At 69.7% G+C, this 21,209-nt stretch carries 22 protein-coding genes and 1 riboswitch; of the genes, 6 read left to right on the forward strand and 16 right to left on the reverse strand.

The window, feature by feature from the left end:
* Positions 1–2: 2 nt before the first annotated feature.
* Together ACFSKW_RS24615 and ACFSKW_RS24620 are read left to right on the forward strand one after the other, a co-directional pair.
* Entirely contained in the window at positions 3–485 is a 483-nt protein-coding gene (locus ACFSKW_RS24615; RefSeq protein ID WP_379574747.1) for a cation:proton antiporter regulatory subunit, read from the forward strand.
* Between the two features lie 37 nt (positions 486–522).
* The gene (locus ACFSKW_RS24620; RefSeq protein WP_379574748.1) at positions 523–1,707 is read left to right on the forward strand and encodes a cation:proton antiporter; all 1,185 of its coding nucleotides are present in this window, start codon (positions 523–525) and stop codon (positions 1,705–1,707) included.
* A 36-nt stretch (positions 1,708–1,743) separates the two neighbouring features.
* Here the strand turns inward: ACFSKW_RS24620 and ACFSKW_RS24625 are convergent, their stop codons facing one another.
* On the reverse strand, positions 1,744–2,934 hold the full coding sequence (locus ACFSKW_RS24625; RefSeq protein WP_379574749.1) for a cytochrome P450: 1,191 nt from the start codon (positions 2,932–2,934) through the stop codon (positions 1,744–1,746).
* Positions 2,934–3,668, reverse strand: a complete 735-nt coding sequence (locus ACFSKW_RS24630) for a TerC family protein (protein ID WP_417629460.1) — start codon at positions 3,666–3,668, stop codon at positions 2,934–2,936. The genes ACFSKW_RS24625 and ACFSKW_RS24630 overlap by 1 nt, the downstream gene beginning before the upstream one ends.
* A gap of 100 nt (positions 3,669–3,768) precedes the next feature.
* A riboswitch (SAM riboswitch) is annotated at positions 3,769–3,884 on the forward strand.
* 47 nt (positions 3,885–3,931) lie between these two features.
* Between ACFSKW_RS24630 and ACFSKW_RS24635 the strand changes: the two genes are divergently transcribed.
* Complete coding sequence (locus ACFSKW_RS24635; protein ID WP_379574751.1) at positions 3,932–5,188, forward strand: aminotransferase class V-fold PLP-dependent enzyme; 1,257 nt, start codon at positions 3,932–3,934, stop codon at positions 5,186–5,188.
* On the opposite strand, the gene ACFSKW_RS24640 is transcribed toward ACFSKW_RS24635, so the two are convergent.
* Entirely contained in the window at positions 5,185–5,721 is a 537-nt protein-coding gene (locus ACFSKW_RS24640) for a DoxX family protein (RefSeq protein ID WP_379574753.1), read from the reverse strand. The two genes, ACFSKW_RS24635 and ACFSKW_RS24640, sit on opposite strands and share 4 nt — an antisense overlap.
* Positions 5,722–5,812: 91 nt before the next feature.
* Here ACFSKW_RS24640 and ACFSKW_RS24645 point away from each other — a divergent pair, with 91 nt between their 5' ends.
* Both ACFSKW_RS24645 and ACFSKW_RS24650 read left to right on the forward strand, forming a co-directional pair.
* A complete protein-coding gene (locus ACFSKW_RS24645) occupies positions 5,813–6,958 on the forward strand; it encodes an NADH-quinone oxidoreductase subunit D (protein WP_379574754.1) in 1,146 nt (381 codons plus the stop codon).
* Positions 6,955–8,037, forward strand: coding sequence for an acyltransferase family protein (locus ACFSKW_RS24650; protein WP_379574755.1), 1,083 nt, complete (start codon positions 6,955–6,957; stop codon positions 8,035–8,037). The genes ACFSKW_RS24645 and ACFSKW_RS24650 overlap by 4 nt, the downstream gene beginning before the upstream one ends.
* Before the next feature lie 6 nt (positions 8,038–8,043).
* Here ACFSKW_RS24650 and ACFSKW_RS24655 read toward each other — a convergent pair whose 3' ends face one another.
* The 11 genes from ACFSKW_RS24655 to dacB form a co-directional block, all read right to left on the reverse strand.
* Positions 8,044–8,505 carry a DUF3180 domain-containing protein gene (locus tag ACFSKW_RS24655; protein WP_379574756.1) on the reverse strand — a complete coding sequence of 154 codons (462 nt, stop codon included), beginning with the start codon at positions 8,503–8,505 and terminating at the stop codon, positions 8,044–8,046.
* Positions 8,502–9,005, reverse strand: coding sequence for a 2-amino-4-hydroxy-6-hydroxymethyldihydropteridine diphosphokinase (gene folK / locus ACFSKW_RS24660; RefSeq protein ID WP_379574757.1), 504 nt, complete (start codon positions 9,003–9,005; stop codon positions 8,502–8,504). The genes ACFSKW_RS24655 and folK overlap by 4 nt, the downstream gene beginning before the upstream one ends.
* Complete coding sequence (gene folB, locus ACFSKW_RS24665; RefSeq protein ID WP_379574758.1) at positions 9,002–9,367, reverse strand: dihydroneopterin aldolase; 366 nt, start codon at positions 9,365–9,367, stop codon at positions 9,002–9,004. The genes folK and folB overlap by 4 nt, the downstream gene beginning before the upstream one ends.
* Positions 9,357–9,806 carry a nuclear transport factor 2 family protein gene (locus ACFSKW_RS24670; RefSeq protein WP_379574759.1) on the reverse strand — a complete coding sequence of 150 codons (450 nt, stop codon included), beginning with the start codon at positions 9,804–9,806 and terminating at the stop codon, positions 9,357–9,359. Before ACFSKW_RS24670 ends, folB begins: the two co-directional genes overlap by 11 nt.
* Entirely contained in the window at positions 9,803–10,639 is an 837-nt protein-coding gene (gene folP, locus ACFSKW_RS24675; protein WP_379574760.1) for a dihydropteroate synthase, read from the reverse strand. Before folP ends, ACFSKW_RS24670 begins: the two co-directional genes overlap by 4 nt.
* A gap of 205 nt (positions 10,640–10,844) precedes the next feature.
* Positions 10,845–11,423 carry a GTP cyclohydrolase I FolE gene (folE, locus tag ACFSKW_RS24680; protein ID WP_379574761.1) on the reverse strand — a complete coding sequence of 193 codons (579 nt, stop codon included), beginning with the start codon at positions 11,421–11,423 and terminating at the stop codon, positions 10,845–10,847.
* Positions 11,420–13,414, reverse strand: coding sequence for an ATP-dependent zinc metalloprotease FtsH (ftsH, locus tag ACFSKW_RS24685; RefSeq protein ID WP_379574763.1), 1,995 nt, complete (start codon positions 13,412–13,414; stop codon positions 11,420–11,422). Before ftsH ends, folE begins: the two co-directional genes overlap by 4 nt.
* A gap of 234 nt (positions 13,415–13,648) precedes the next feature.
* Positions 13,649–14,203: a hypoxanthine phosphoribosyltransferase gene (gene hpt, locus ACFSKW_RS24690; RefSeq protein ID WP_379574764.1), complete on the reverse strand. Its 555-nt coding sequence runs from the start codon at positions 14,201–14,203 to the stop codon at positions 13,649–13,651.
* 10 nt (positions 14,204–14,213) lie between these two features.
* Positions 14,214–15,212, reverse strand: a complete 999-nt coding sequence (gene tilS / locus ACFSKW_RS24695; RefSeq protein WP_379574765.1) for a tRNA lysidine(34) synthetase TilS — start codon at positions 15,210–15,212, stop codon at positions 14,214–14,216.
* A gap of 220 nt (positions 15,213–15,432) precedes the next feature.
* Entirely contained in the window at positions 15,433–16,539 is a 1,107-nt protein-coding gene (locus ACFSKW_RS24700) for a zinc-dependent metalloprotease (RefSeq protein ID WP_379574766.1), read from the reverse strand.
* A gap of 502 nt (positions 16,540–17,041) precedes the next feature.
* Complete coding sequence (gene dacB, locus ACFSKW_RS24705; RefSeq protein WP_379574767.1) at positions 17,042–18,430, reverse strand: D-alanyl-D-alanine carboxypeptidase/D-alanyl-D-alanine endopeptidase; 1,389 nt, start codon at positions 18,428–18,430, stop codon at positions 17,042–17,044.
* 82 nt (positions 18,431–18,512) lie between these two features.
* Between dacB and ACFSKW_RS24710 the strand changes: the two genes are divergently transcribed.
* Positions 18,513–19,010, forward strand: coding sequence for an inorganic diphosphatase (locus ACFSKW_RS24710; RefSeq protein WP_358137755.1), 498 nt, complete (start codon positions 18,513–18,515; stop codon positions 19,008–19,010).
* A 321-nt stretch (positions 19,011–19,331) separates the two neighbouring features.
* Here the strand turns inward: ACFSKW_RS24710 and ACFSKW_RS24715 are convergent, their stop codons facing one another.
* Entirely contained in the window at positions 19,332–20,480 is a 1,149-nt protein-coding gene (locus ACFSKW_RS24715; RefSeq protein ID WP_379574768.1) for a C40 family peptidase, read from the reverse strand.
* Positions 20,481–20,567: 87 nt separating this feature from the next.
* The gene (locus ACFSKW_RS24720; RefSeq protein WP_379574769.1) at positions 20,568–21,209 is read right to left on the reverse strand and encodes a hypothetical protein; all 642 of its coding nucleotides are present in this window, start codon (positions 21,207–21,209) and stop codon (positions 20,568–20,570) included.

A 21,209-nucleotide genomic window follows, 5' to 3' on the forward strand; every position in this document is an offset into this window, starting at 1 on the left:
ATGTGGAGATCGAACAGACCCCGCTTCCAGGCATCGGACTCAAACACGAGTTCGGTACCCAGTCAGGCCGCCGCGTCGCCGTCGTCTCACACCGTTCGGGGCGGCGTGACCTCATCATCTACGACCGGGGCGATCCCGACCGGGCGTGCGAGGCCATACAGCTCAACGACGAGGAAGCCGACGCGCTGGTCGAGCTGCTCGGCGCGCCGCGCATCGTCCAGCGGCTCAACGCGCTGCACCGGGAGATCGAAGGGCTGGTCAGCCTTCAGGTAACGGTCCTTCCCGGCTCGCCGTACGACGGCAGGACGCTGGGCGAGGCGCGCATCCGCACCCGCACCGGCGCCTCCGTGGTCGCCGTGGTGCGCGGGTCCCAGGTCCACGCGAGCCCCACGCCCGACTTCAGGTTCGCGGCCGCGGACGTCGTGGTCGTCGTCGGCGACGCCGAGAACACCGCCGCCGCCGCCGACATCCTCGCGGACGGCTGATGCGAAGTCTGCTCGTCAGCTCGTCAGAGGCCATCTGATGGGAGTTCTCGCAGGAGAAGTCCACAACACGGCCATAGTCTTCCTCGAACTCGGCGGCATCATCCTCGGCCTCGGCGTGCTCGGCGCGCTGGCGTTGAGGGTGGGGATCTCCGCCATCCCCCTCTACCTGATCGCCGGCCTCGCCTTCGGACAGGGCGGCATCCTCCCTCTCGCGACCAGCGAGGAGTTCATCGCCATCGGCGCCGAGATCGGCGTCGTGCTGCTCCTGCTGACGCTCGGCCTGGAGTACAACGCGGGCGAACTCGTCTCCAGCCTGCGCGGCAACGCCCGGGCGGGCCTGGTCGACATCGTCCTCAACGCCACCCCTGGCGCGGTCGCGGCGCTGCTGCTCGGCTGGGGTCCCGTGGCGGCCGTCGCGATGGCCGGCGTCACCTACGCCACGTCTTCGGGCATCACCGCGAAAGTGCTGTCGGACCTCGGATGGATCGGCAACCGCGAAACACCCGTCGTGCTGTCGCTGCTGGTCTTCGAGGATCTGGCGATGGCCGTCTACCTGCCGCTGCTCACCGCGATGCTGGCCGGCGTCTCCCTGGTGACAGGAGCGATCTCGCTGAGCATCGCCCTCGGTACGGTCACCGTCGTCCTGGTGATCGCGCTGCGCTTCGGCAGGTTCATCGAGGCGTTCGTCTCCAGCCCCAACAACGAGGTGCTGCTGCTCAAGGTGCTCGGCCTGGCCCTGCTGGTGGCGGGTTTGGCCCAGGAGCTGCAGGTGTCGGCGGCCGTCGGCGCCTTCCTCGTCGGCATCGCGCTGTCGGGCGAGCTCGCGCACGAGGCGAGAGCGCTGCTGATGCCGCTGCGCGACCTGTTCGCCGCGGTGTTCTTCGTCTTCTTCGGTCTGCAGACCGACCCGACGAAGATCCCGCCCGTGGCGCTGCTCGCGCTCCTGCTCGCCTTCGTCAGCATCGTCACCAAGCTGCTGACCGGCGCCTACGCCGCCCGCAGGGCGGGCATCGCCAAGGCGGGCCGGATGCGCGCGGGCATCGCGCTGGTCCCGCGCGGCGAGTTCAACATCGTCATCGCGGGACTGGCGGTGGCGGCGGGAGCCCATCCCGATCTCGGCCCCCTCGCCGCCACCTACGTGCTGATCCTGGCGGCCTTCGGCCCCCTGGCGGCCAAGCTGGTCGAACCGCTTCTCACCCGGCCTCCTGCGTCGGCCCCGTGAGAAGACCCGCTGTGCCCGCCGGCTCGCTCGCTTCGCTCAGTCGCAGGAGACCTCCAGCGACCGGAGCCCGCGAATGATGTAGCCGGGGTTCCAGACGGGCTCGCTCGTCAGCTCCATCGCCGGCGCCCTCCTCAGAAGGGCGCCGAAGGACTCCACCAGCTCGATCCTGGCCAGCGGCGCGCCCAGGCAGAAGTGGATGCCGGCGCCGAACGAGATGTGCGGGTTGTCCGCCCGGCCGACGTCGAGCGTGTCGGGCTCGTCGAAGACCTCGGGGTCGCGGTTGGCCGAGCCGAACAGCAGGGCCACCTCCACGCCCTTCGGGATGGCCACGCCGCCGACCTCGATGTCCTCCAGCACCCAGCGCTCGAACATCTGCAGCGGGGTGTCGTAGCGCATCAGCTCCTCGATCGCCGTGGGAAGCAGCGAGAGGTCCTCGCGCAGCCGTACCAGCTCGGAGGGGTTGCGGAACAGCGACCACCAGCCGTTGCCGGTCACGTTCACGGTCGCCTCGTGGCCCGCGTTGAGCAGCAGCACGCAGGTGCCGACCAGCTCGTCCTCGGTCAGCTCCTCGATCTGCGCGAGGGCGCTGATCAGGTCCTCGCCGGGAGCGGCCTTGCGGGCGCGGGCGAGGTCCTTCAGGTAGTCGGAGAACTCCGACGCGGCCCTGACCGCGGTGTGCTGCGCCTCCTGCGAGGGGTTCAGCTCGTACATGCCGCAGATGTCGGCCGACCACGGGCGCAGCAGGTGCCTGTCGGCGTCCGGGACGCCGAGCATCTCGGCGATGACGGTGACCGGCAGCGGCTCGGCGACCTCGGCGATCAGGTCGCCGCCGCCCTTCTCCACGAAATCGTCGACCAGGCGCTCGACGATCACGCGGACCCTGGGCCGCATCGACTCGACCATCCTCGGCGTGAGCGCCTTGGAGACCAGCCGGCGCAGGCGGGTGTGCACCGGCGGCTCGACGTCGAGCATGCCGGCGTTGACCACCCGCCAGAACGGCTCCTGGAACTCCGGCTCCGGCTCGCGCCCGAACTCCTCGTGCGTGGCGAGGTGCAGGTAGGACCTGCCCAGACGGCGATCCCTGAGCAGCGCGTTGACGTCCGCGTGCCTGGCGATCAGCCACTGTCCCGTGGGCTCGAAGAAGCTGACCGGCGCGTCGCGCCGCAGCTCGTCGTAGACCGCGTAGGGCGAAGCTACAAAATCCGGATTCCAAGGATCAAAGCGCACTACTGCATATTAGATTCGGCCTTCGCGTGCCTGCTCCTCATCCTGATGTTGAGCAGCTCGACGATCACCGAGAACGCCATCGCGAAGTAGATGTAGCCCTTCGGGATGTGCTGGTCGAAGCCCTCGGCCAGGAGCACCACCCCGATCAGCACCAGGAAAGACAGCGCCAGCATCTTGATGCTCGGGTGCCTGTCCACGAACCTGCTGATCGGCCCCGACGCGAACAGCATCACCAGCACCGCGACGATGACGGCCGCGACCATCACGCCCAGCTCGTCCACCATGCCCACCGCGGTGATGACCGAGTCGAGCGAGAACACGATGTCGAGCACCATGATCTGGAGGATGACCGACGTGAAGGAGGTCACCTTGCGGTCCTTGCCGTCCTTGTCCTTCAGCTCCATGCTCTCGCCGATCTCCAGCACGCTCTTGGCCAGCAGGAACAGGCCACCGAGGATGAGGATCAGATCGCGGCCCGAGATCCCGTGCCCGAAGACCTCGAAGAGCGGCTCCGTCAGCTTCACCACCCAGGAGAGCCCGAGGAGCAGCAGCAGACGCGAGACGAGGGCGGCGGCGAGTCCGAGGACCCTGGCCCTGTCGCGCTGCTCGGGCGGAAGCTTCCCCGCCAGGATCGAGATGAAGATGATGTTGTCTATTCCCAGGACGATCTCCAGGGCGACCAGGGTGAAGAACCCGATCCAGATCTGTGGGTCTGCCACCCAGTCCATCATCATGTGCCTCCTTGGTTCGCTGTCCCCAACCCCAACGACCCGATCGCCCCAGAAGTTCGCGGCTTGCGAAGTGGCACCCCGTGTCGGTTATAGTTCGGGCGTAGGTCATGAGTGCCAGCGCTTAGCCCCGGCTTGCTGGCCGGCAACCCTCGCGTCCGCGGCGGGGTGCCCCGGGTGAAGACCTGGTCCGCCACGAGGTGTGGCGGGCAAGCGCGGGCTCCGATGCGCCACGGCCGGGGGTCCGATGACCCCAGAAGGGCTGTGCCGTGTCCGTTGCGACGATCTTCAACCCCGTTCAGGTCAAGGTGCTGGGCGAGGACCTCGAGGTGCCGGTCAAGGGTGGCCGCCTGGTCTCCTACGCCAACCTCGACTACGCCGCCAGCGCGCCCTGTCTGGAGCCGGTCAGCGCCGCCGTCACCGCCGCGCTCCCGGCCTACTCAAGCGTCCACCGCGGCGCGGGCTACGCCTCGCAGCTGACCACCGCCCGCTACGAGCAGGCGCGCCACACCGTCCGCGCCTTCGTCGGCGCCCGCACCGACGACGCGGTCATCTTCACCCGCAACACGACCGACGCCACCAACCTGCTGGCCCGGTGCCTTCCCGAGGGCACCACGACCGTCGTCTTCGACACCGAGCACCACGCGTCCCTGCTCCCGTGGCAGCGCGTCGTGCGCCTCGCTCCCCCCGCCTTCCCCGGCGAGGCCGTACGGCAGGCCGACGAGGCGCTCGCCGCCATCGAGGGCCCCAAGCTGCTCGTCGTCACCGCCGCCTCCAACGTGACGGGCGAGCTGTGGCCGATCGCCGCCCTCGCGCACATCGCCCACAGGCACGGCGCCCGCGTCCTCGTAGACGCCGCCCAGCTCGTCCCGCACCGCAAGCTCAACCTGACGGCGCTCGACCTGGACTACGTCGCCTTCTCCGGCCACAAGCTCTACGCGCCCTTCGGCGCGGGAGTGCTGGTCGGGCGGCGTGACTGGCTGTCGGACGGCGAGCCGTACCTCAAGGGAGGCGGGGCGGTGAGGTCGGTGGGCGCCCTCGACGACGGGGCCACCGAGTGGCACGAGGACGCCGAGCCCAGGCACGAGGCGGGCACCCCGAACGTGCTGGGAGCGATCGCGCTGGCCGCCGCGTGCGACGCGCTCACCGCGACGGGGTGGACGCCGCTGGTCCGCGAGGAGGAGCGGCTGATCGCCAGGCTGCGCGAGGGACTGGGCGCCATCGAGGGGGTGCGCGAGCTGTCGCTCTGGGGGCCCGACCACCCGCGGGTCGGCATCGTGTCGTTCGTCGTCGACGGGTACACCGCCAGGCAGGTCGCCGAGGCGCTGTCCACCGAGTACGGCATCGGCGTGCGGGACGGGAAGTTCTGCGCGCACCCGTTCCTGCGCCACCTGCTCGACATAGCGGACGGCGGTTGCGAGGACGACGCCGCGTCGGCCGTCAGGGCCTCGATCGGGATCGGCACGACCGAGGAGCACGTCGACCGGCTGATCGGCGCGCTGCAGGATCTGGTCGCCCGCCGCTAGGGGCGGGTGGGCGGCGCGTCGGGCGGCAGGTCGTCGTCCCTCCGGGGCTCGTCGAAGATGTCCATGGGGGGACGTCCGTCCGCCCGCTCGCGCTCCTGCTGGTCGGTATCCCGCTGCTCGGCCCGCTTCCTGGTGTAGCGCATGAACAGCCCGTCGATGCCGAAGTGTCCCCCGCCGACCGCCATCAGCAGGACGCAGCCCGCCGCCAGCGCGCCGACCAGCTCCCAGCCGCCGCTCGTCACGAAGACGCCCTTGCTGCCGTGCACGAACACGAACGCGCCCACCATGTCGACGGCCAGCGCGAGCGCCGCCAGGCGCACCAGCAGGCCCAGGATCAGGCAGACACCACCCAGCAGCTCGGCCGCGGCGGCGAAGGTCGCCGACAGCCCCGGCATCGGGATCCCCATCTGGGTGAACATCTGCGTGACCGCGCCGAGCCCACCCTGGAACTTCTGCCAGCCGTGGGCGACGAAGATCACGCCGATCACCACCCGGCCCACCAGCACGGCCAGGTCGAAAACCGCTCGCTTCATGGGCCCTATGTCCCCGCCACCACCTGGCGAAATGCGCAAATAGACCATTCCTTGACTGGATCACTATCAGCGCCAGTGGCAGCATGACGGTATGGAAGAACGCGTGGTCGGCATCGGAGCTGGCGCCAAGGAGCTGGCCACGGAGGACATGATCCTCAACATCGGCCCCCAACACCCCTCGACGCACGGTGTTCTCCGGCTCCGCCTCACCCTCGACGGCGAGCGCATCGCCACGGCCGAGCCGATCATCGGGTACATGCACAGGGGCGCGGAGAAGCTGTTCGAGGTCCGCGACTATCGCCAGATCATCATGCTGGCCAACAGGCACGACTGGCTGTCCGGCTTCGCCAACGAGCTCGGCGTGGTGATCGCCACCGAGCGCATGCTCGGCATGGAGATCCCCGCCCGCGCGGTCTGGACCCGCACCCTGCTGGCCGAGCTGAACAGGGTGCTCTCCCACCTGATGTTCCTCGGCTCCTACCCCCTCGAACTCGGCGCCATCACGCCGATCTTCTACGCCTTCAACGAGCGCGAACGCATCCAGGGCGTCATGGAGGAGATCTCGGGCGGGCGGATGCACTACATGTTCAACCGCGTCGGCGGGCTCAAGGAGGAACTGCCCGCGGGCTGGCTCGACCGGGTCACCGCCGCCGTCGCCGCCACCCGCGCCAAGGTGCCCGACATCGAGGACCTCATCCTCGACAACGAGATCTTCCTGGCCCGCACCAGGGGCGTCGGCGTCCTCGACCGCGAAACGATCATGCAGTACGGCGTGAGCGGCCCCATAGCCAGAGCCTCGGGGGTCGACTTCGACCTGCGGCGCGACCAGCCGTACCTCGCCTACGACGAGCTGCCCGTCAAGGTCGTCACCCGTACGGCGGGCGACTGCCACGCCCGCTTCGAGGTCCTGCTCGACCAGCTCAAGGTCTCTCTCGACCTCGCCGACGCCTGCGTCGAACGGCTGCGCTCGCTACCCCCTGGCCCGATCAACCAGCGCCTGCCCAAGGTGCTGAAGGTGCCGGAGGGCCACACCTACGCCTGGACGGAGAACCCGCTCGGCATCAACGGCTACTACCTGGTCTCCAAGGGCGACAAGACACCGTGGCGGATGAAGCTCCGCTCGGCCTCCTACAACAACATCCAGGTACTGCGCGAGATGCTGCCGGGGCACCTGGTCGCCGACATGGTCGCGATCCTCGGCTCGATGTTCTTCGTGGTGGGTGACATCGACAAGTGAGGGACAAGTACGTCGACTGGCTCCGGGCGGTCAGTCTCATCACCGTGGTCGTCTGGCACTGGGCCTTCACCATCCTCGTCTGGACCCCGGAGGGGCCCTCGCCGACCAGCCCCCTCGGCTTCACCTCCGGCCTGTGGATCCTCACCTGGCTGTTCCAGGTGCTGCCGCTGTTCTTCTACGTCGGCGGGCACGTCCACCTCCTGTCCTGGCACCGGGCCTGCGAGCGGGGGACGGGCATCGGCTCCTTCGTCTGGCGGCGCATCAAGGCCCTGGCCGTCCCCGGCCTGACCCTGGCGGGCATCTGGCTCGCCATCGGCCTGGTCGTGACCCTGCTGTTCGACGTGCCGTGGATGTGGCGGGTGGTGCTGCTCGTGCTCAGCCCGCTGTGGTTCCTCATCGTCTACGTGATGCTGGTCGCGCTGCTGCCCGTCGCGCTGTGGCTGCACCGCCGCTACGACGTGCTCGCCCTCATCTGGCTCGGCGGCGCGACTCTCGTCGTCGACGTCATACGGCTGCGCTACCACGTCGAGTGGGTCGGCTGGCTCAACATGATCCTGGTGTGGGGCCTGGCCCACCAGGCGGGCTTCTTCTACGAGCGGGTCGTGATCCTGCCCCGCCGCTACGACTTCGCCATCCTGTGGACCGGCCTGTTCGGCCTGTTCGGCCTGGTCTACTCCGGCCTGTACCCGGGATCGATGGTCGGCGTGCCCGGCGACAAGCTGTCCAACATGGCCCCGCCCACGTTCGTCATCGTGGCCCTGCTCATCTTCCAGATCGGGCTGGTGGAGGTGCTCAGGCCGACGATGGAGCGGGTGCTGGAGCGGCCCAGATGGAAGCGCGTCAACGAGACCATCAACCGGTTCGCGCTGCCGCTGTTCCTGTTCCACACCACGGGAATGGCGCTCGCGCTGGGCGCGTGGTGGGGACTGTTCGGCTTCCCCTCGGCCGACCCGCGACCGAACCTGATGTGGTGGCTGGAGCGGCCCTTCGCCGTCGTCGGGCCGCTGCTCTTCACCCTCCCCGTCATCTACCTGTTCTCCAGGGGAAGACGAGCGGACCGCACGCCCACCCCCACCTGAGCCGGCTCAGAGGGGGCGCTTGAGCTCGTCCTCGGGCTCCTTCGGGACGCGGCAGGAGTTCTCCAGGTAGAGGGCCGCGACGATCAGCACCACGAACGACATGAACGACCCCGTGGCGACGAAGAACTCCGCGCGCGGCGTCTCCCTGGTCAGCAGTTGGACCGTCGTCAGCGAGAACCCGGCGAAGATCCCCGCGAACACCGCGCCGGCGTACGCCGAGGCCTTCGCCAGGGCGGCGAGCCTGGCCACCGCCAGCGGCTCCACCGGCTTGGTGTCGGGCTTGCGGGCGATGCGCGCACGCGTCATCCAGCCGCTGTAGAGCTCGCCGACGGCCAGCAGCAGCACGGTCGGAATCGCCGTCCACGGCACCAGCGGCAGGCTGGCGTAGAACTGCCTGACGATCAGCCAGGACACCAGGGCGACGACGACCAGCACGCCTACCAGGACGGCGGGGCGGGTGGGCTTCAATCCGGCCCCTGCAACTTGAGGTCCTGGCGCAGCCGTACGCCCGACTGGTCCAGAGCCGCCAGCAGGTCGGCGACCGCGCCGCGACCCGGCACCACCGCCGTGGGGTCGGCGTTCGACCACGGCACCAGCACGAACGCGCGCTCGTGGCAGCGGGGATGCGGCAGCGTCAGGTCAGGGTCGTCGGAGACGACGTCGCCCGCCGCGATGACGTCGACGTCGAGCGTGCGCGGCCCCCAGCGCTCGGTGCGGACCCGGCCGAAGGCGTTCTCGACGCTCTGGGCGCGGTCGAGAAGCGTCTCGGGGGTGAGCTTGGACTCGGCGATGACGACCGCGTTGAGGTACGGCTTCTGGTCCTCGGGACCGCCGACAGGGTCGGTCTCGTAGACCGGCGACACCGCGACGAAGCGCAGTCCGGGCGCGTCGAACAGCGAGTCGATCGCGCCCTGAAGGGTCTGGAACCGGCGTCCGAGGTTGCTGCCAAGAGCGAGAACCACTTTCATGCTCGGCTCCGCAGGATCGTGACGGCCACGTCGTCGAAGGGCAGCGGAATCGGGGCAGACGGCTTGTGCACCGTGATCTCGGCCGCCTGCACGACCTCGCTGGCGAGGCAGAGCTCGGCCAGCCGTTCGGCGAGGGTCTCGATCAGGTTGACCGGCTCGCCCTCGACCACCTTCGTCAGGTCCTGGGCAAGCTCCCCGTAGTGGACGGTCCTGGTGACGTCGTCGGTGTCGGCGGCGGGCCTGGTGTCGAGGAAGAGCGTCGCGTCGATCACGAATTCCTGGCCGAGCTCGCGTTCGGCGGGCAGCACCCCGTGCCGGCCCCGCGCGCGCAGCCCCTTGAGAGTGATCCGGTCAGCGGTCACGTTCGGCTTCCTCCTCCTCGTCCTCGTCCTCGCTCTGCAGCACGGGCGAACCATGGTGCATCCACAGCCGCCACCCCCTGCCCGACCTGACATAGACGTTGCTGGCCACGACCTTGCCCGCGGCGAAGCTGGACTCGCCCTCCTCGCCCGCGGTCAGGATGTTCTCCACGCAGGTGAGCACCGCCAGGTCGCCCAGCACGGTCGTCTGGACGTCGGTGAGCACGAACTGGATGTAGGTCGTGTTGGCCATGATGAGCGCCCACGAGCGCAGCACCTCGGCCCTGCCCGCCAGCATCGACCAGCCGGGATGCACGCACGAGACCTTGCCTTCGAGGGTGTCCTCGGCCCAGATCTCGGTCATCTTGTCGAGGTCGGCGTCCTCGATCGCGGTATAGAAAGCCTGGTTGACCGTCTCGATCGCAGCGACGTCCACGCTCATCGGCCGCCTCCTCGCTTCCAGGCGGCCGCCACGCGGACGGCGTCGGCGTTGGGACCCACCTCGTGCACCCGCACACACCACGCGCCCGCCTGCGCGGCCAGCGCCGTCACCGCGGTCGTGGCGTGGTCGCTGCGGTCGAAGGGGCGGGGAGCGCCGTCGGCATCGGCCAGCAGCCTGCCGAGGAACCTCTTGCGCGAAGCCCCGATCAGCAGCGGGAAGCCCAGCTCGGCCAGCTTGTCGATCCCGGCCAGCAGCGCCCAGTTGTGCTCGGCGTTCTTCGCGAACCCCAGCCCGGGATCCAGCACGATCTGGCTCTCGGCGACACCCTCCGCCATCACCAGCGCCACCCGCTTGGCCAGCTCCTCGCGCACCTCGGCGACGACATCGGTGTAGACGGCCCTGCTCTCCATGTCATGGCTGTGGCCCCGCCAGTGCATCACGACGTACGGCACGCCCGTCGCGGCCACCACCCTCGACATGTCGGGGTCGGCCAGGCCGCCGCTGACGTCGTTGACGAGCGCGGCGCCCGCCTCGACCGCCGCCCGCGCCACCTCGGCCCGCATCGTGTCGACGCTCACCGTGACGCCCTCGGCCGTCAGAGCGCGGATCACGGGGACGACCCTGGCGAGCTCCTCCTCCTGCGACACCCGCGCCGCGCCGGGCCTGGTGGACTCCCCGCCGACGTCGACCAGGTCGGCGCCCTCCTGGACCAGCTCGAGACCGTGCTGGACGGCGGCGCGCTCGTCGAACCACAGGCCGCCGTCGGAGAAGGAGTCAGGCGTCACGTTGACCACGCCCATGACGAGACAGCGCTCCTCAACTGGCAGCCCCATCCTCATATCCCCAAGCCTAGGTGCATCACTCGTGCCGTCTCCCCGCCGGGTCGCCCCTTTGTGGATAACGATCTGGTCCGTCGCCCACCCCGGCCACGCGCGCTCGGTGACGCGTATCCCTGGACAGACGCCGGCCACGTGCGGTGGGTGGCGCCTGCCCGGGCTTGCCGTACAGAGGAGGGGGCGGGCAGAGGGAGGAACAGGGTCAGCGACCCAGAATGAGCGCCATCGCCTCGGCGCGGGTCTTCTCGCTGGTGCGGAAGTCGCCCCGCACCGCGGACGTCAGCGTCTTCGCGCCGGGCTTGCGGACCCCGCGCATGGTCATGCACAGGTGCTCGCACTCCAGCACCACGATCACGCCGCGCGGCTCCAGCACCCGCATGAGCGCGTCGGCGATCTGCGAGGTCATCCGCTCCTGCACCTGCGGCCTTCTGGCGAAGACGTCGACCAGGCGGGCCAGCTTCGACAGCCCCGTGACCTGTCCCTTGTCGTTGGGGATGTAGCCGACGTGGGCCATCCCGAAGAAGGGGACGAGGTGGTGCTCGCACGTCGAGTAGACCTCGATGTCGCGGACGAGCACCATTTCGTCGTGGTCGACGTCGAACACCTTGTTCAGCACGTCCTCGGGGCGCTGGTTCAGCCCCGAGAACTGCTCGGCGTACGCGCGGGCCACACGGGAGGGCGTGTCGAGCAGGCCGTCACGGTCCGGATCCTCGCCGATGGCGTAGAGGATCTCCCGGACGGCCTTCTCGATCCGAGCGTGGTCGACGTCGCGCGGGTTCACGCACCCTCGCCAGCGGGGAGGGCGTTGTCCGCGTGACCGCCGGTCAGAGCGCCGTTGCCGGACTGCTCCTTCGGGGTCAGCACCGGCGGGCGGTCCGACGGGAGCCGCTTGCCGTAGCCCGCGTAGGACGGGCGGTGCTCCTTGACGACGACGGGGGCGAAGATCTGGAGCACCATCTCGCGGGAGAGGGTCTCCTTCTCCATGAGCTCGAGCACCAGGTTGTCGAGGACGTCGCGGTACTCCACGAGGATGTCCCACGCCTGGTCGTGCGCCGTCTCGATCATCCGGCGCACCTCCTCGTCGATCGTGGAGGCGATCTTCTCGGAGTAGTCGCGCTCGTGGCCCATCTCGCGGCCCAGGAAGACCTCGGCCTGCCCGGTGCCGAACTTGCGGGCGCCGAGCTGCTCGCTCATGCCGTACTCGGTGACCATGCGGCGGGCGACGGCGGTGGCCTTCTCGATGTCGTTCGAGGCGCCGGTGGTGGGCTCGTGGAAGACGAGCTCCTCCGCCGCGCGACCGCCGAGCAGCATCGCGAGCTGGTCCATCATCTCCGACCGCGTGGCGAGGAACTTGTCCTCCATCGGCAGGGTCATCGTGTAGCCGAGCGCGCGACCACGGGAGAGGATCGTGATCTTGTGCACGGGGTCGCTGTTCGGCAGCGCGTGCGCCACGAGCGCGTGACCGCCCTCGTGGTAGGCGATCATCTTCTTCTCCTTGTCCGACATGACCCGGGTCTTGCGCTCGGGACCTGCCATGACACGGTCGATCGACTCCTCGAGGGTGTCCATCGAGATCAGCTTCTGGTCGGCGCGCGCGGTGAGCAGCGCCGCCTCGTTGATCACGTTCGCCAGGTCGGCGCCGGTGAAGCCCGGCGTACGGCGGGCGATGACGTCGAGGTCGACCTCGGGCGCGAACGGCTTGCCGCGGCCGTGGACCTTGAGGATGCCCTTGCGGCCCTCCAGGTCGGGACGGTCGACGGTGACCTGCCGGTCGAACCGGCCCGGACGCAGCAGCGCGGGGTCGAGGATGTCGGGCCTGTTCGTCGCGGCGATGAGGATCACGCCGCCCTTGACGTCGAAGCCGTCCATCTCGACGAGCAGCTGGTTCAGCGTCTGCTCGCGCTCGTCGTGCCCGCCGCCGAGACCCGCGCCGCGGTGACGGCCGACGGCGTCGATCTCGTCGATGAAGATGATCGCCGGGGCGTTCGCCTTGGCCTGCTCGAACAGGTCGCGGACGCGGCTGGCGCCGACACCCACGAACATCTCGACGAAGTCGGAGCCGGAGATGGAGTAGAACGGCACGCCCGCCTCACCCGCGACCGCGCGGGCGAGCAGGGTCTTGCCGGTACCGGGCGGGCCGTACAGCAGCACGCCCTTGGGAATCTTGGCGCCGATCGCCTGGAACTTGGCCGGAGCCTGCAGGAACTCCTTGATCTCCTGCAGTTCCTCGATGGCCTCGTCCGCACCGGCGACGTCGGCGAACGTCGTCTTGGGAGTGTCCTTGGTGATCAGCTTCGCCTTGGACTTGCCGAAGTTCATCACCCGGCTGCCGCCGCCCTGCATCTGGTTCATGATGAACAGGAAGATCAGCACGATGATGACGATCGGCAGGAAGCTGACGAGGAGACCGATCAGGAAGTTCTCCTGCGGCACCTCGACGTTGAAGCCGTTCTTGAGCTTGCCGGCCTGATCCTGCTTCTCCAGCTCGCCGACGAGCTGGACGCCCTGCCCCGCCACCCAGCTCGACTGGATGCGGTTGGTGGAGACGTCCCCGACGTTGATCGGGCTGTTGAGAGTGAGCTCGATGCGCTGGTCCTTGTCGACGACCTTCGCATTGGCAACATTGCCGTCGCGGATCTGCTTGAGCACCGTGGACGTGTCGGCAGTCTTGAAGTTGCCGTCACCGCTCCACATAGTGGTGACAAGCAGGAGCAGCACGACGATGCCCAGGATCCACAGCAGTGGCCCACGTGTAAATCGCTTGAGATCCATCCGATGCGGAACCCCTGCGGGCCCGTCCCTTCCTGACCATGGCCTGGAACCCCGGAACCATCCGGGGCTGCGGCATCCGACACCGCTCCTACTGACTACCCGGGGGCGACACGCGGTCACCCCCTCGGTGTCAGAAGGTACACCGGGGGAGGCGCAGGGTCACTGCCCGCTCCTCCGGCCTTGCCCTACCAACGTACGTCAGGTCGCTCGATGTTCCCGGCTATTCGTCGTCGGTCAACCGCTGTAGACGTGAGGGGCCAGCGTCCCGATGAACGGAAGGTTGCGGTAACGCTCGGCGTAGTCGAGGCCGTAGCCGATGACGAACTCGTTGGGAATGTCGAACCCGACGTACTTCACCGAGATCGGCACCTTGATGGCGTCCGGCTTGCGCAGCGCCGTGCAGATCTCCAGCGAGGCGGGGTTGCGCGACTTCAGGTTGTCGAGCAGCCAGCTCAGCGTCAGGCCGGAGTCGATGATGTCCTCGACGATCAGCACGTGACGGTTGGTGATGTCGGTGTCGAGGTCCTTCAGGATCCGCACGACCCCGGACGACTTGGTGCCCGCGCCGTAGGAGGACACCGCCATCCAGTCGGTCTGCACGGGCAGGTGCAGGGACCTCGCCAGGTCGGCCACCACCATCACGGCGCCCTTGAGCACGCCGACGAGCAGCAGGTCCTTGCCTGAGTAGTCTGCGTCGATCTGAGCCGCCAACTCCTTGATCTTGGCCTGGAGCTCGTCTTCGGAGATGAGGACCTTCTCGAGGTCCTTGCCCATGTCGGCTGCGTCCACCTGGGTGTCCTTACGCTTGGTTCTCGGGCGCGGGGGCGAACACAAGGGTGCCATACCGCCGAACCACGCCAACTCCCCCGGGTAGGTCCGCCCTTCCCTGCCCTCTCCACGCCGTGATCAGCCGTTCCGCGGCCATCACGTGGCCCGCCGACAGCGCCCCTGAGGGCGCGCCCGCGGCGATCGCCGCCCGCCGCAGCACCCGCCGCCTTACGGCGGAGGGAAGGCCTTCGAGCGCCGGGACGGCAAGCGTCACGACTGCCCCGATATCGCTAAGAGCGCAATCGTCGAAGACCTTCGAAGCCCATTCGTCAAGAGCGTCGGAGTCGTCCCTCGCCAGTTCGGCCGTCCGGGCGAGGGCCTGGGCGACGCCGGGGCCGAGCTCCTTCTCCAGCACCGGCAGGACCCGCCTGCGCACCTTCACCCTCGTGTAGCGGGTGTCGGCGTTGTGCGGGTCGTCCCAGACGTCGAGGCCGAGCGCCTCGCACGCACTCTCGGTGCTGTCCCTGCCCAGGTGCAGGAACGGCCTGCGGTAGCGGCCCGCCCGCCGCGCCATCCCCGACAGCGACCGCGGCCCGCTGCCCCTCGCCAGGCCCAGCAGGACGGTTTCGGCCTGGTCGTCACGCGTGTGGGCGAGCAGGACCGCCGCGGCTCCCCAACGATCGGCCGCCTCGGCGAGGGCCTGGTAGCGGGCGTCGCGGGCGGCGGCCTCAGGGCCGCCGGCCGTACCGACGCGGACGGTGAGGACCTCGACAGGGTCCAGACCCCACGCCTTCGCCGTCTCGGCGACCTTGACGGCCCTGTCCTTCGAACCTTCCTGCAACTGGTGGTCGACGGTGAGCAGACCGGCGCGGATGTTCGCCCTCGGCGCAACGAACGCCAGGGCGGCGGCCAGCGCGAGCGAGTCCGCGCCGCCGCTGCACGCCGCCAGCACGAGGTCGCCGGGGCTCAGGTCGGCCAGCGCGTCGCGCACGGCTCGCCGGACGTCCGCGACGGCGGGGTGTGGACCCATGCCCACCATTGTCCCGCCCCGGCCACCACTCGCCACCGGACGCCCGGATCCTCACGAGGTCCGTCAGCGCGCGGCGCGGAGACCTCCCGCTCTCCTCGCGACCCGCACCGCCGGAGCTGGGTGCGGGCGGAAAGCGTCACAACAGCCCCCGGATCCCTTCGCGACCCGCACCGCCGGAGAGGGTCGGTGCGGCGCGAGGGCACGGATCCGGAGGGAGGGGTCAGGCCTCCGGATCGGACGGCTGGGCCGGGATGGCGGTCGGTTCCCGCGGGACGACGCGCGCGATCCACCGGTCGGGCTCCGCGATCTCGTCCGACATCGGCAGGGTCTCAGGCGAGGTCCAGATGCGGTTGAACCCGTCCATCCCCACCTTGCCGACCACGTGACGCACGAACGCCGACCCCTCGGCGTACTGCTTCATCTTCATCTCGAGACCCAGCAGCTTGCGGACCGTGCGGTCCAGCCGCGAGGTCCCCTCCCGGCGCTGGCTGAACTTCGCCCTGATGTCGGCCACGGACGGCACCACGGTCGGTCCGACGGCGTCCATCACGAAGTCGCCGTGGCCCTCCAGCAGCGTCATCACCGCGGTGAGCCGGTCGAGGATCTCCTTCTGCTCCGGCGTCTGGATCACGTCGATGAGGTTGCCGTCGCCGGTGCCGCGCACCACGTCGGCCACGGTGTCGGCGGCGGCGCGCAGCCGTTCGAGCAGGGTGGTCAGATCGAGGTCGGAGGCGAGCAGGAAGTCGGTCATCTGCGACCTGACGTACTCGCGCAGCCACGGCACCCCGGTGAACTGCACCCGGTGGGTCTCCTCGTGCAGGCACACCCAGAGACGGAAGTCACGCGGGTGCACGCCCATCTCGCGCTCGGCGTTGACGATGTTCGGCGCGACGAGCGTGAGGCGGCCGATCGGCTCGACCCCCGTCGGGTCCGGCGGGAGGAACAGCTCGTACTGCCCGAGCACGCGCGAGGCGAGGAAGGCGAGCACGGCGCCCACCTCGACGCCGGTGATGCGGGAGCCCACGGCGCTGACGATGGCGGGCGGCGGGTTGTCACGGTTGGCCATCCGCTCCGTGAGCGGTTCGAGCACGACGCGGAAGCCTTCGACGTTCGCCCTGATCCAGCCGGGCCTGTCGACGATGGTGGCGGGTTGCGGCGGAGTGGCCGCATCTATCTTGGTGAACTCGCGGACGTGGCCCTCCGCCTCTCGCGAGAGCGTGCGCAGTTCGGCGACGGCGTGGCGGGCCTCCTCACGACTCACCTGTGGTCCGGGGCGCACCAGGCGCGTTCCGGTGGAGACGGCCAGATCCCAGTCGATCACCTGCATACCGTCCACCGTACGTGGTCAGCTCGTCGGCTGCGAAGAACTGGTTCGCCGTCCCTGCTGGAGCGCGGCCGTGGCCGGGGTTCTCGGGGTCCAGGGGCGCCATCCCGGACGGCGTGGCACCGTTCGCCCTCGCGGGGCGGAGACGCCTCGGCCCGGGCCGCTGGTCTCTCCCGAAGCGCCCGGACCTGCGCTTGGACCCACCGGCCTGCCTCTTTGGGAGACGAGCCGCGCCGGATGCGTCGGCCTGCCTTTCGAGAGAACGAGCCGCGCGCCCGGATGCGCAGGGGCGGCACGAAGGGTGGGTGCGGGCCGCCGTTCTGGAGCGGGTCCCACGGGAGCCGGGAGACGGCGGGCCAGGAACGGCCCCGCAAGGGCGATGGGTCAGGAGTGGCTGGGCCCCCGCGGGCGCGGTGGGCACGCGGGGGCGGTGGGCCAGGAGCGGACCGGGCCCCGCGGGGGCGGTGGGCAAGGAGTGGGCCGGACCCCGCGGAGGGCGGGGCGGTCAGGAGCGGGCGACGATGGCGGCGAGGCGGTCGAGGACCGATTCGGCGGTGTAGGGGACCTTGTCGGCCATGAACGCGAACGTGACCAGCCGTCCCGTGCGCGTGGTCGCGAACCCGGCGAGGGTGTTGACGTTGTTGAGGGTGCCGGTCTTGGCGCGGACCAGACCCACCTCCGCCTTGCTGTCGTCGCGGGTGAAGCGGTGGCCGAGCGTGCCGGTGAACCCGGCGATCGGCATCCCGGACAGGAGCGGCCGCAGCGCGGGGTCCTTGGTCGCGATGGCCAGCACGCGGGCCATCGCGTCCGCGCTGATCCTGTTCCTGATGGACAGCCCCGACCCGTCGGAGACCATGACGCCCCTGTCGCCACCCAGCCGCTTGAGCACCGACAGGACCGCGCGGGAGGCCCCCTCGAAGGAGGCGGGCTGGCCCTCCTTGATGGCCACGTGCCTGACCAGCGCCTCGGCGAGGTCGTTGTCGCTCTTCGTCAGCGTGCGTTCGACGAGCGCGTAGAGGGGGGCGGACTCGACGGCGGCCAGGGTGTCCGCCCCGGGAGTGGCCTTCGCCGGCTTGATCGACCTGCTGACGCCGATGCCGTACTTGCCGAGGGTTCTGGCGAACGCGGAGGCCGCGTAGGCGGCCGGGTCGGCGACGCGCGGGGCGGAGGAGGCGGGGTTCTGGCGGCCCTCGTCGATCGCCAGCGCGTGGACGGGAGCGACCTCGCCCTCGGGGATGTAGTTGGGCTTCCATCCGGGCGCCGAGGTGGCGCCGGTGAAGAGGGAGGCGTCGTAGGAGAGCGTGACCTTGGTGACGCCGGAGGCCTTCAGCGCCGCTGCGGTGCGGGAGGCGAGCTGGACCAGCGACGCCTGTTTGGGGTAGGCGCCCGGCTTGGCCGACGGGCCGGCGAGTGTCGGGTCGCCGCCGCCGACGAGGATGATCGTGCCGCGCTTCGGGCCCTGGACGACGGAGGTCGTCAGGCGCGCGTCGGGGCCGAGGGAGGCGAGCGCCGCGACGCAGGTCACCACCTTGGTGGTGGACGCGGGGGTGATGCCGGTGGCCGCGTTGGCGGCGAAGATCTGCTGGCCGGTCGCGGCGTCGATGACGACCGCGCCGACCCTGCCGCCGAGCGCATCGTCACCCAGGGCGTCGGTGAGCCGTGCGGCCAAAGTACCCTTGGTGGGGAGAGGTCCGTCTCCACCCGTGGCCAGTACCGGCCCCGCGGTGACCACAGGGACGGGCGAAGGCTCAGCACGCTCGGTCGGAAGTGGCTCAGGCCTCGTCAGCGCGCCCAGGCTGAAGTCGTTCGTCATCGCGTAAGCGCCGATGGCGATCGTCACCGCCTGGAGCATGGCGAGTGTGGTCAACGCCACCCATCGCTCGCGCCGCACCACGTCGCCGACCTCTCTCTCAGTTCGCCTACGAGACATTAACGCCCAACCGGGGTTGCCCGGGGGCTCGAGCGGAGGAACCGCGGTGGAGTTCGACGTTGTCGTTGAAATTCCGAAGGGACAACGGAACAAGTACGAAGTGGACCACGAGACCGGCAAGATCAGGCTTGACCGGCTCCTGTTCACCTCCACGCAGTACCCCGCCGACTACGGCTTCATCGAGCACACCCTCGGTGAGGACGGGGACCCGCTCGACGCCCTGGTGCTGTTGCAGGAGCCGACCTTCCCCGGCTGCTACATCACCTGTCGCGCGGTCGGCATGTTCCGCATGACCGACGAGAAGGGTGGCGACGACAAGGTCCTTTGCGTCCCCGCCACCGACCCCCGGATGGAGCACATCCGCGACATCCACCACGTGGCCGAGTTCGACCGGCTGGAGATCCAGCACTTCTTCGAGGTGTACAAGGACCTCGAGCCCGGCAAGTCGGTCGAGGGCGCCAACTGGGTGGGCCGCGTCGAGGCCGAGGCCGAGATCGTGCGCTCGTTCCAGCGGGCGAAGGACCAGGGCTACACCGCTCACTGATCGCCTTCCGCGGGACGCGGGGTTTCGTGGTGGCCGGCGCCTCACGGAACCTCCGTCTCGCCGCGACCGCGGCCTGACCGGAACCACGGTCTGACCACCGCGGTCTGACCAAGAAACCGCGGCCGACCGGAACCGCGGTATGACCACCGCGGCCTGACCGGAACGGCCGCGCGCCTGCCGCACGGGCGTCTCCGCGTCCTCCGGCGTACGGTCCATGCGTGCGGCCTAGTGCGGTGTCCACGAACCTTCGCCGGGTCGGCGTGGGCCGTCAACCTCGGCGCTCCGGAAGCCCAGAGCCGGTGCACGTTAGTGGACACCGCACTAGCGGGGACGGGTCGCGCCGACCAGGTCCCTGCGCCACATGGAGGCGACGCGGACCACGTCTCCCGTCTGCGGGGCGTGCACCATCATCCCGCGCCCGACGAACAGGCCCACGTGATGGATGTCGCCGGGATCGCTCGTTTCCCTGCCGTAGAAGAGCAGGTCGCCTCTCTTCAGCCGGTTCAGCGGGATGTGCGGGCCAGAGGTCCACTGGGTGCCGGTCCAGTGGTCGATCCGCACCCCGACCTTCTCCCACGCCCGCATCGTGAGCCCGGAGCAGTCGTAGCTCGACGGGCCGTCGGCCGCCCACACGTAGGGTTTGCCGAGTTGCGAGAGCGCCCAGTTGGCCGCGACATCCCCGGCCGAGTCGCCTGAGGCCATCCACCGGGCCGCCGATCCGGCGCCGCCCATGCGGTTCAGCCTGTCCTGCTCCAGCGCCGCGGCCCGCTCCCTGGCCAGCCGTTCGGCTCTGGTACGCGCCGCGTCGGCGCGCTGCTCCATCTCGGCTTTCTCGGCCTCGAGCAGCTTGGCCTCTCGCTGCTGTCCGGCCACCGCGGCCTCGGCGACCGCCTTGAACTGTTCGGCCTGTTTCGCGGCCTGTTGTTGTTCGTTGTAGGCGTCGGCGGCCTGAGCTCGCAGCACGGCCGCCACCTGTTGGGTGTCGCGCACCTGTTTCAGCTTCTCGCTCTGCTCCTTGCCGATGGATTCGAGCATGGCCGCCCTGTGCAGGTAGCCCTCGAATCCGCCGCCGCCGCTGAACAGGCTGACCATGGGGTCGCTGAGGTCCATGCCAGCGTAGGACTGGGCCGCCAGCATGGAGACGGCCGCCTTGGTCTCGTTCACCTTGGCTTCGGCCGCCTGCAGGCGTTCCATGGCGATGGCGTGATGCTGCTGCGTCGCCGCCAGCCGTACGAGCTGGCCGTTGTAGGCCTCCACCAGCCGGCCCGCCTCGGCGGCCAGGTCGTCCAGGCGGGTGTTGGCGCTGGCCAGCCGGGCGGTGGCCGCGCCGAGAGCCTTGGCTCTCGCCTGCACGGCGGCACGAGCCCTGGCCACGTCTCCCGCTGATGGCGCGGGTTCGGCGGTGGCCGGTGGGCACATCGTCACCACCAAGCAGCAGGCGATCGTCAGCCGTGCCTTGACGGTGTGCATAAGGGTCTCCCTTGCGCATGCGTCGTCACTCTATGCACACAATTCCCAGTGGTAACACTCCGCACACATGAAACTCACGTAACGTAATCATCGCAGGCGAAACAGGCGTTCCATCCACGACCGAAGTCCTGTTGAGGCGGGTATCGCCCCTCTCGGATAGGCGAAGACCGGAGCCTCACTCCCATACGCAGCGTGAAGTTCGGCGGCCTTGCACCAGTCGGCGGTGACGCGTGAGGCCGCCCACGCCGCGGCGATCGCGGGACGCGCGTCGGGGTGGCGGTCGTAGGTCTGGTAAAGGGTCATCGTGGCGTGGGCCGCCTGGTGGCCGACCCGGGGGTAGGCGGCTCCGGCGAGGTACGGGGCGGTGACCCTGCCGCCGTAGGCGGTGCCGAGCACCCACGTCCAGTCGGCCACGACGAGCGCGAGGACGGGGTCGGGGACGGCGGCGGCCGCGCCGTACATGCGCTCCTGGCGGGGGCCGGTCAGCCGGCGCCTGGTCCACAGCCAGTCGAGGTCGGCGGGCTGGTCGCCGAGGGCCAGCCACGACAGGGCGGCCAGCGAGCGGGCGGTGAGCAGGCGGGACAGGTCGAGCACGTCCCTCAGCATGCGGGGGCCGGGGTCGAGCCAGGTCGGCCAGTCGACCTCATGAATGCGGGGCACCAGGTCGGCCAGCTCCCCTGGGACGGGGAGAGGGCAGACCCGGTGCCCCTTGACGGTGAAGCGCTCCAC

The organism is Nonomuraea mangrovi (genome assembly GCF_042681425.1).
Classification (GTDB): Bacteria; Actinomycetota; Actinomycetes; order Streptosporangiales; family Streptosporangiaceae; genus Nonomuraea; species Nonomuraea mangrovi.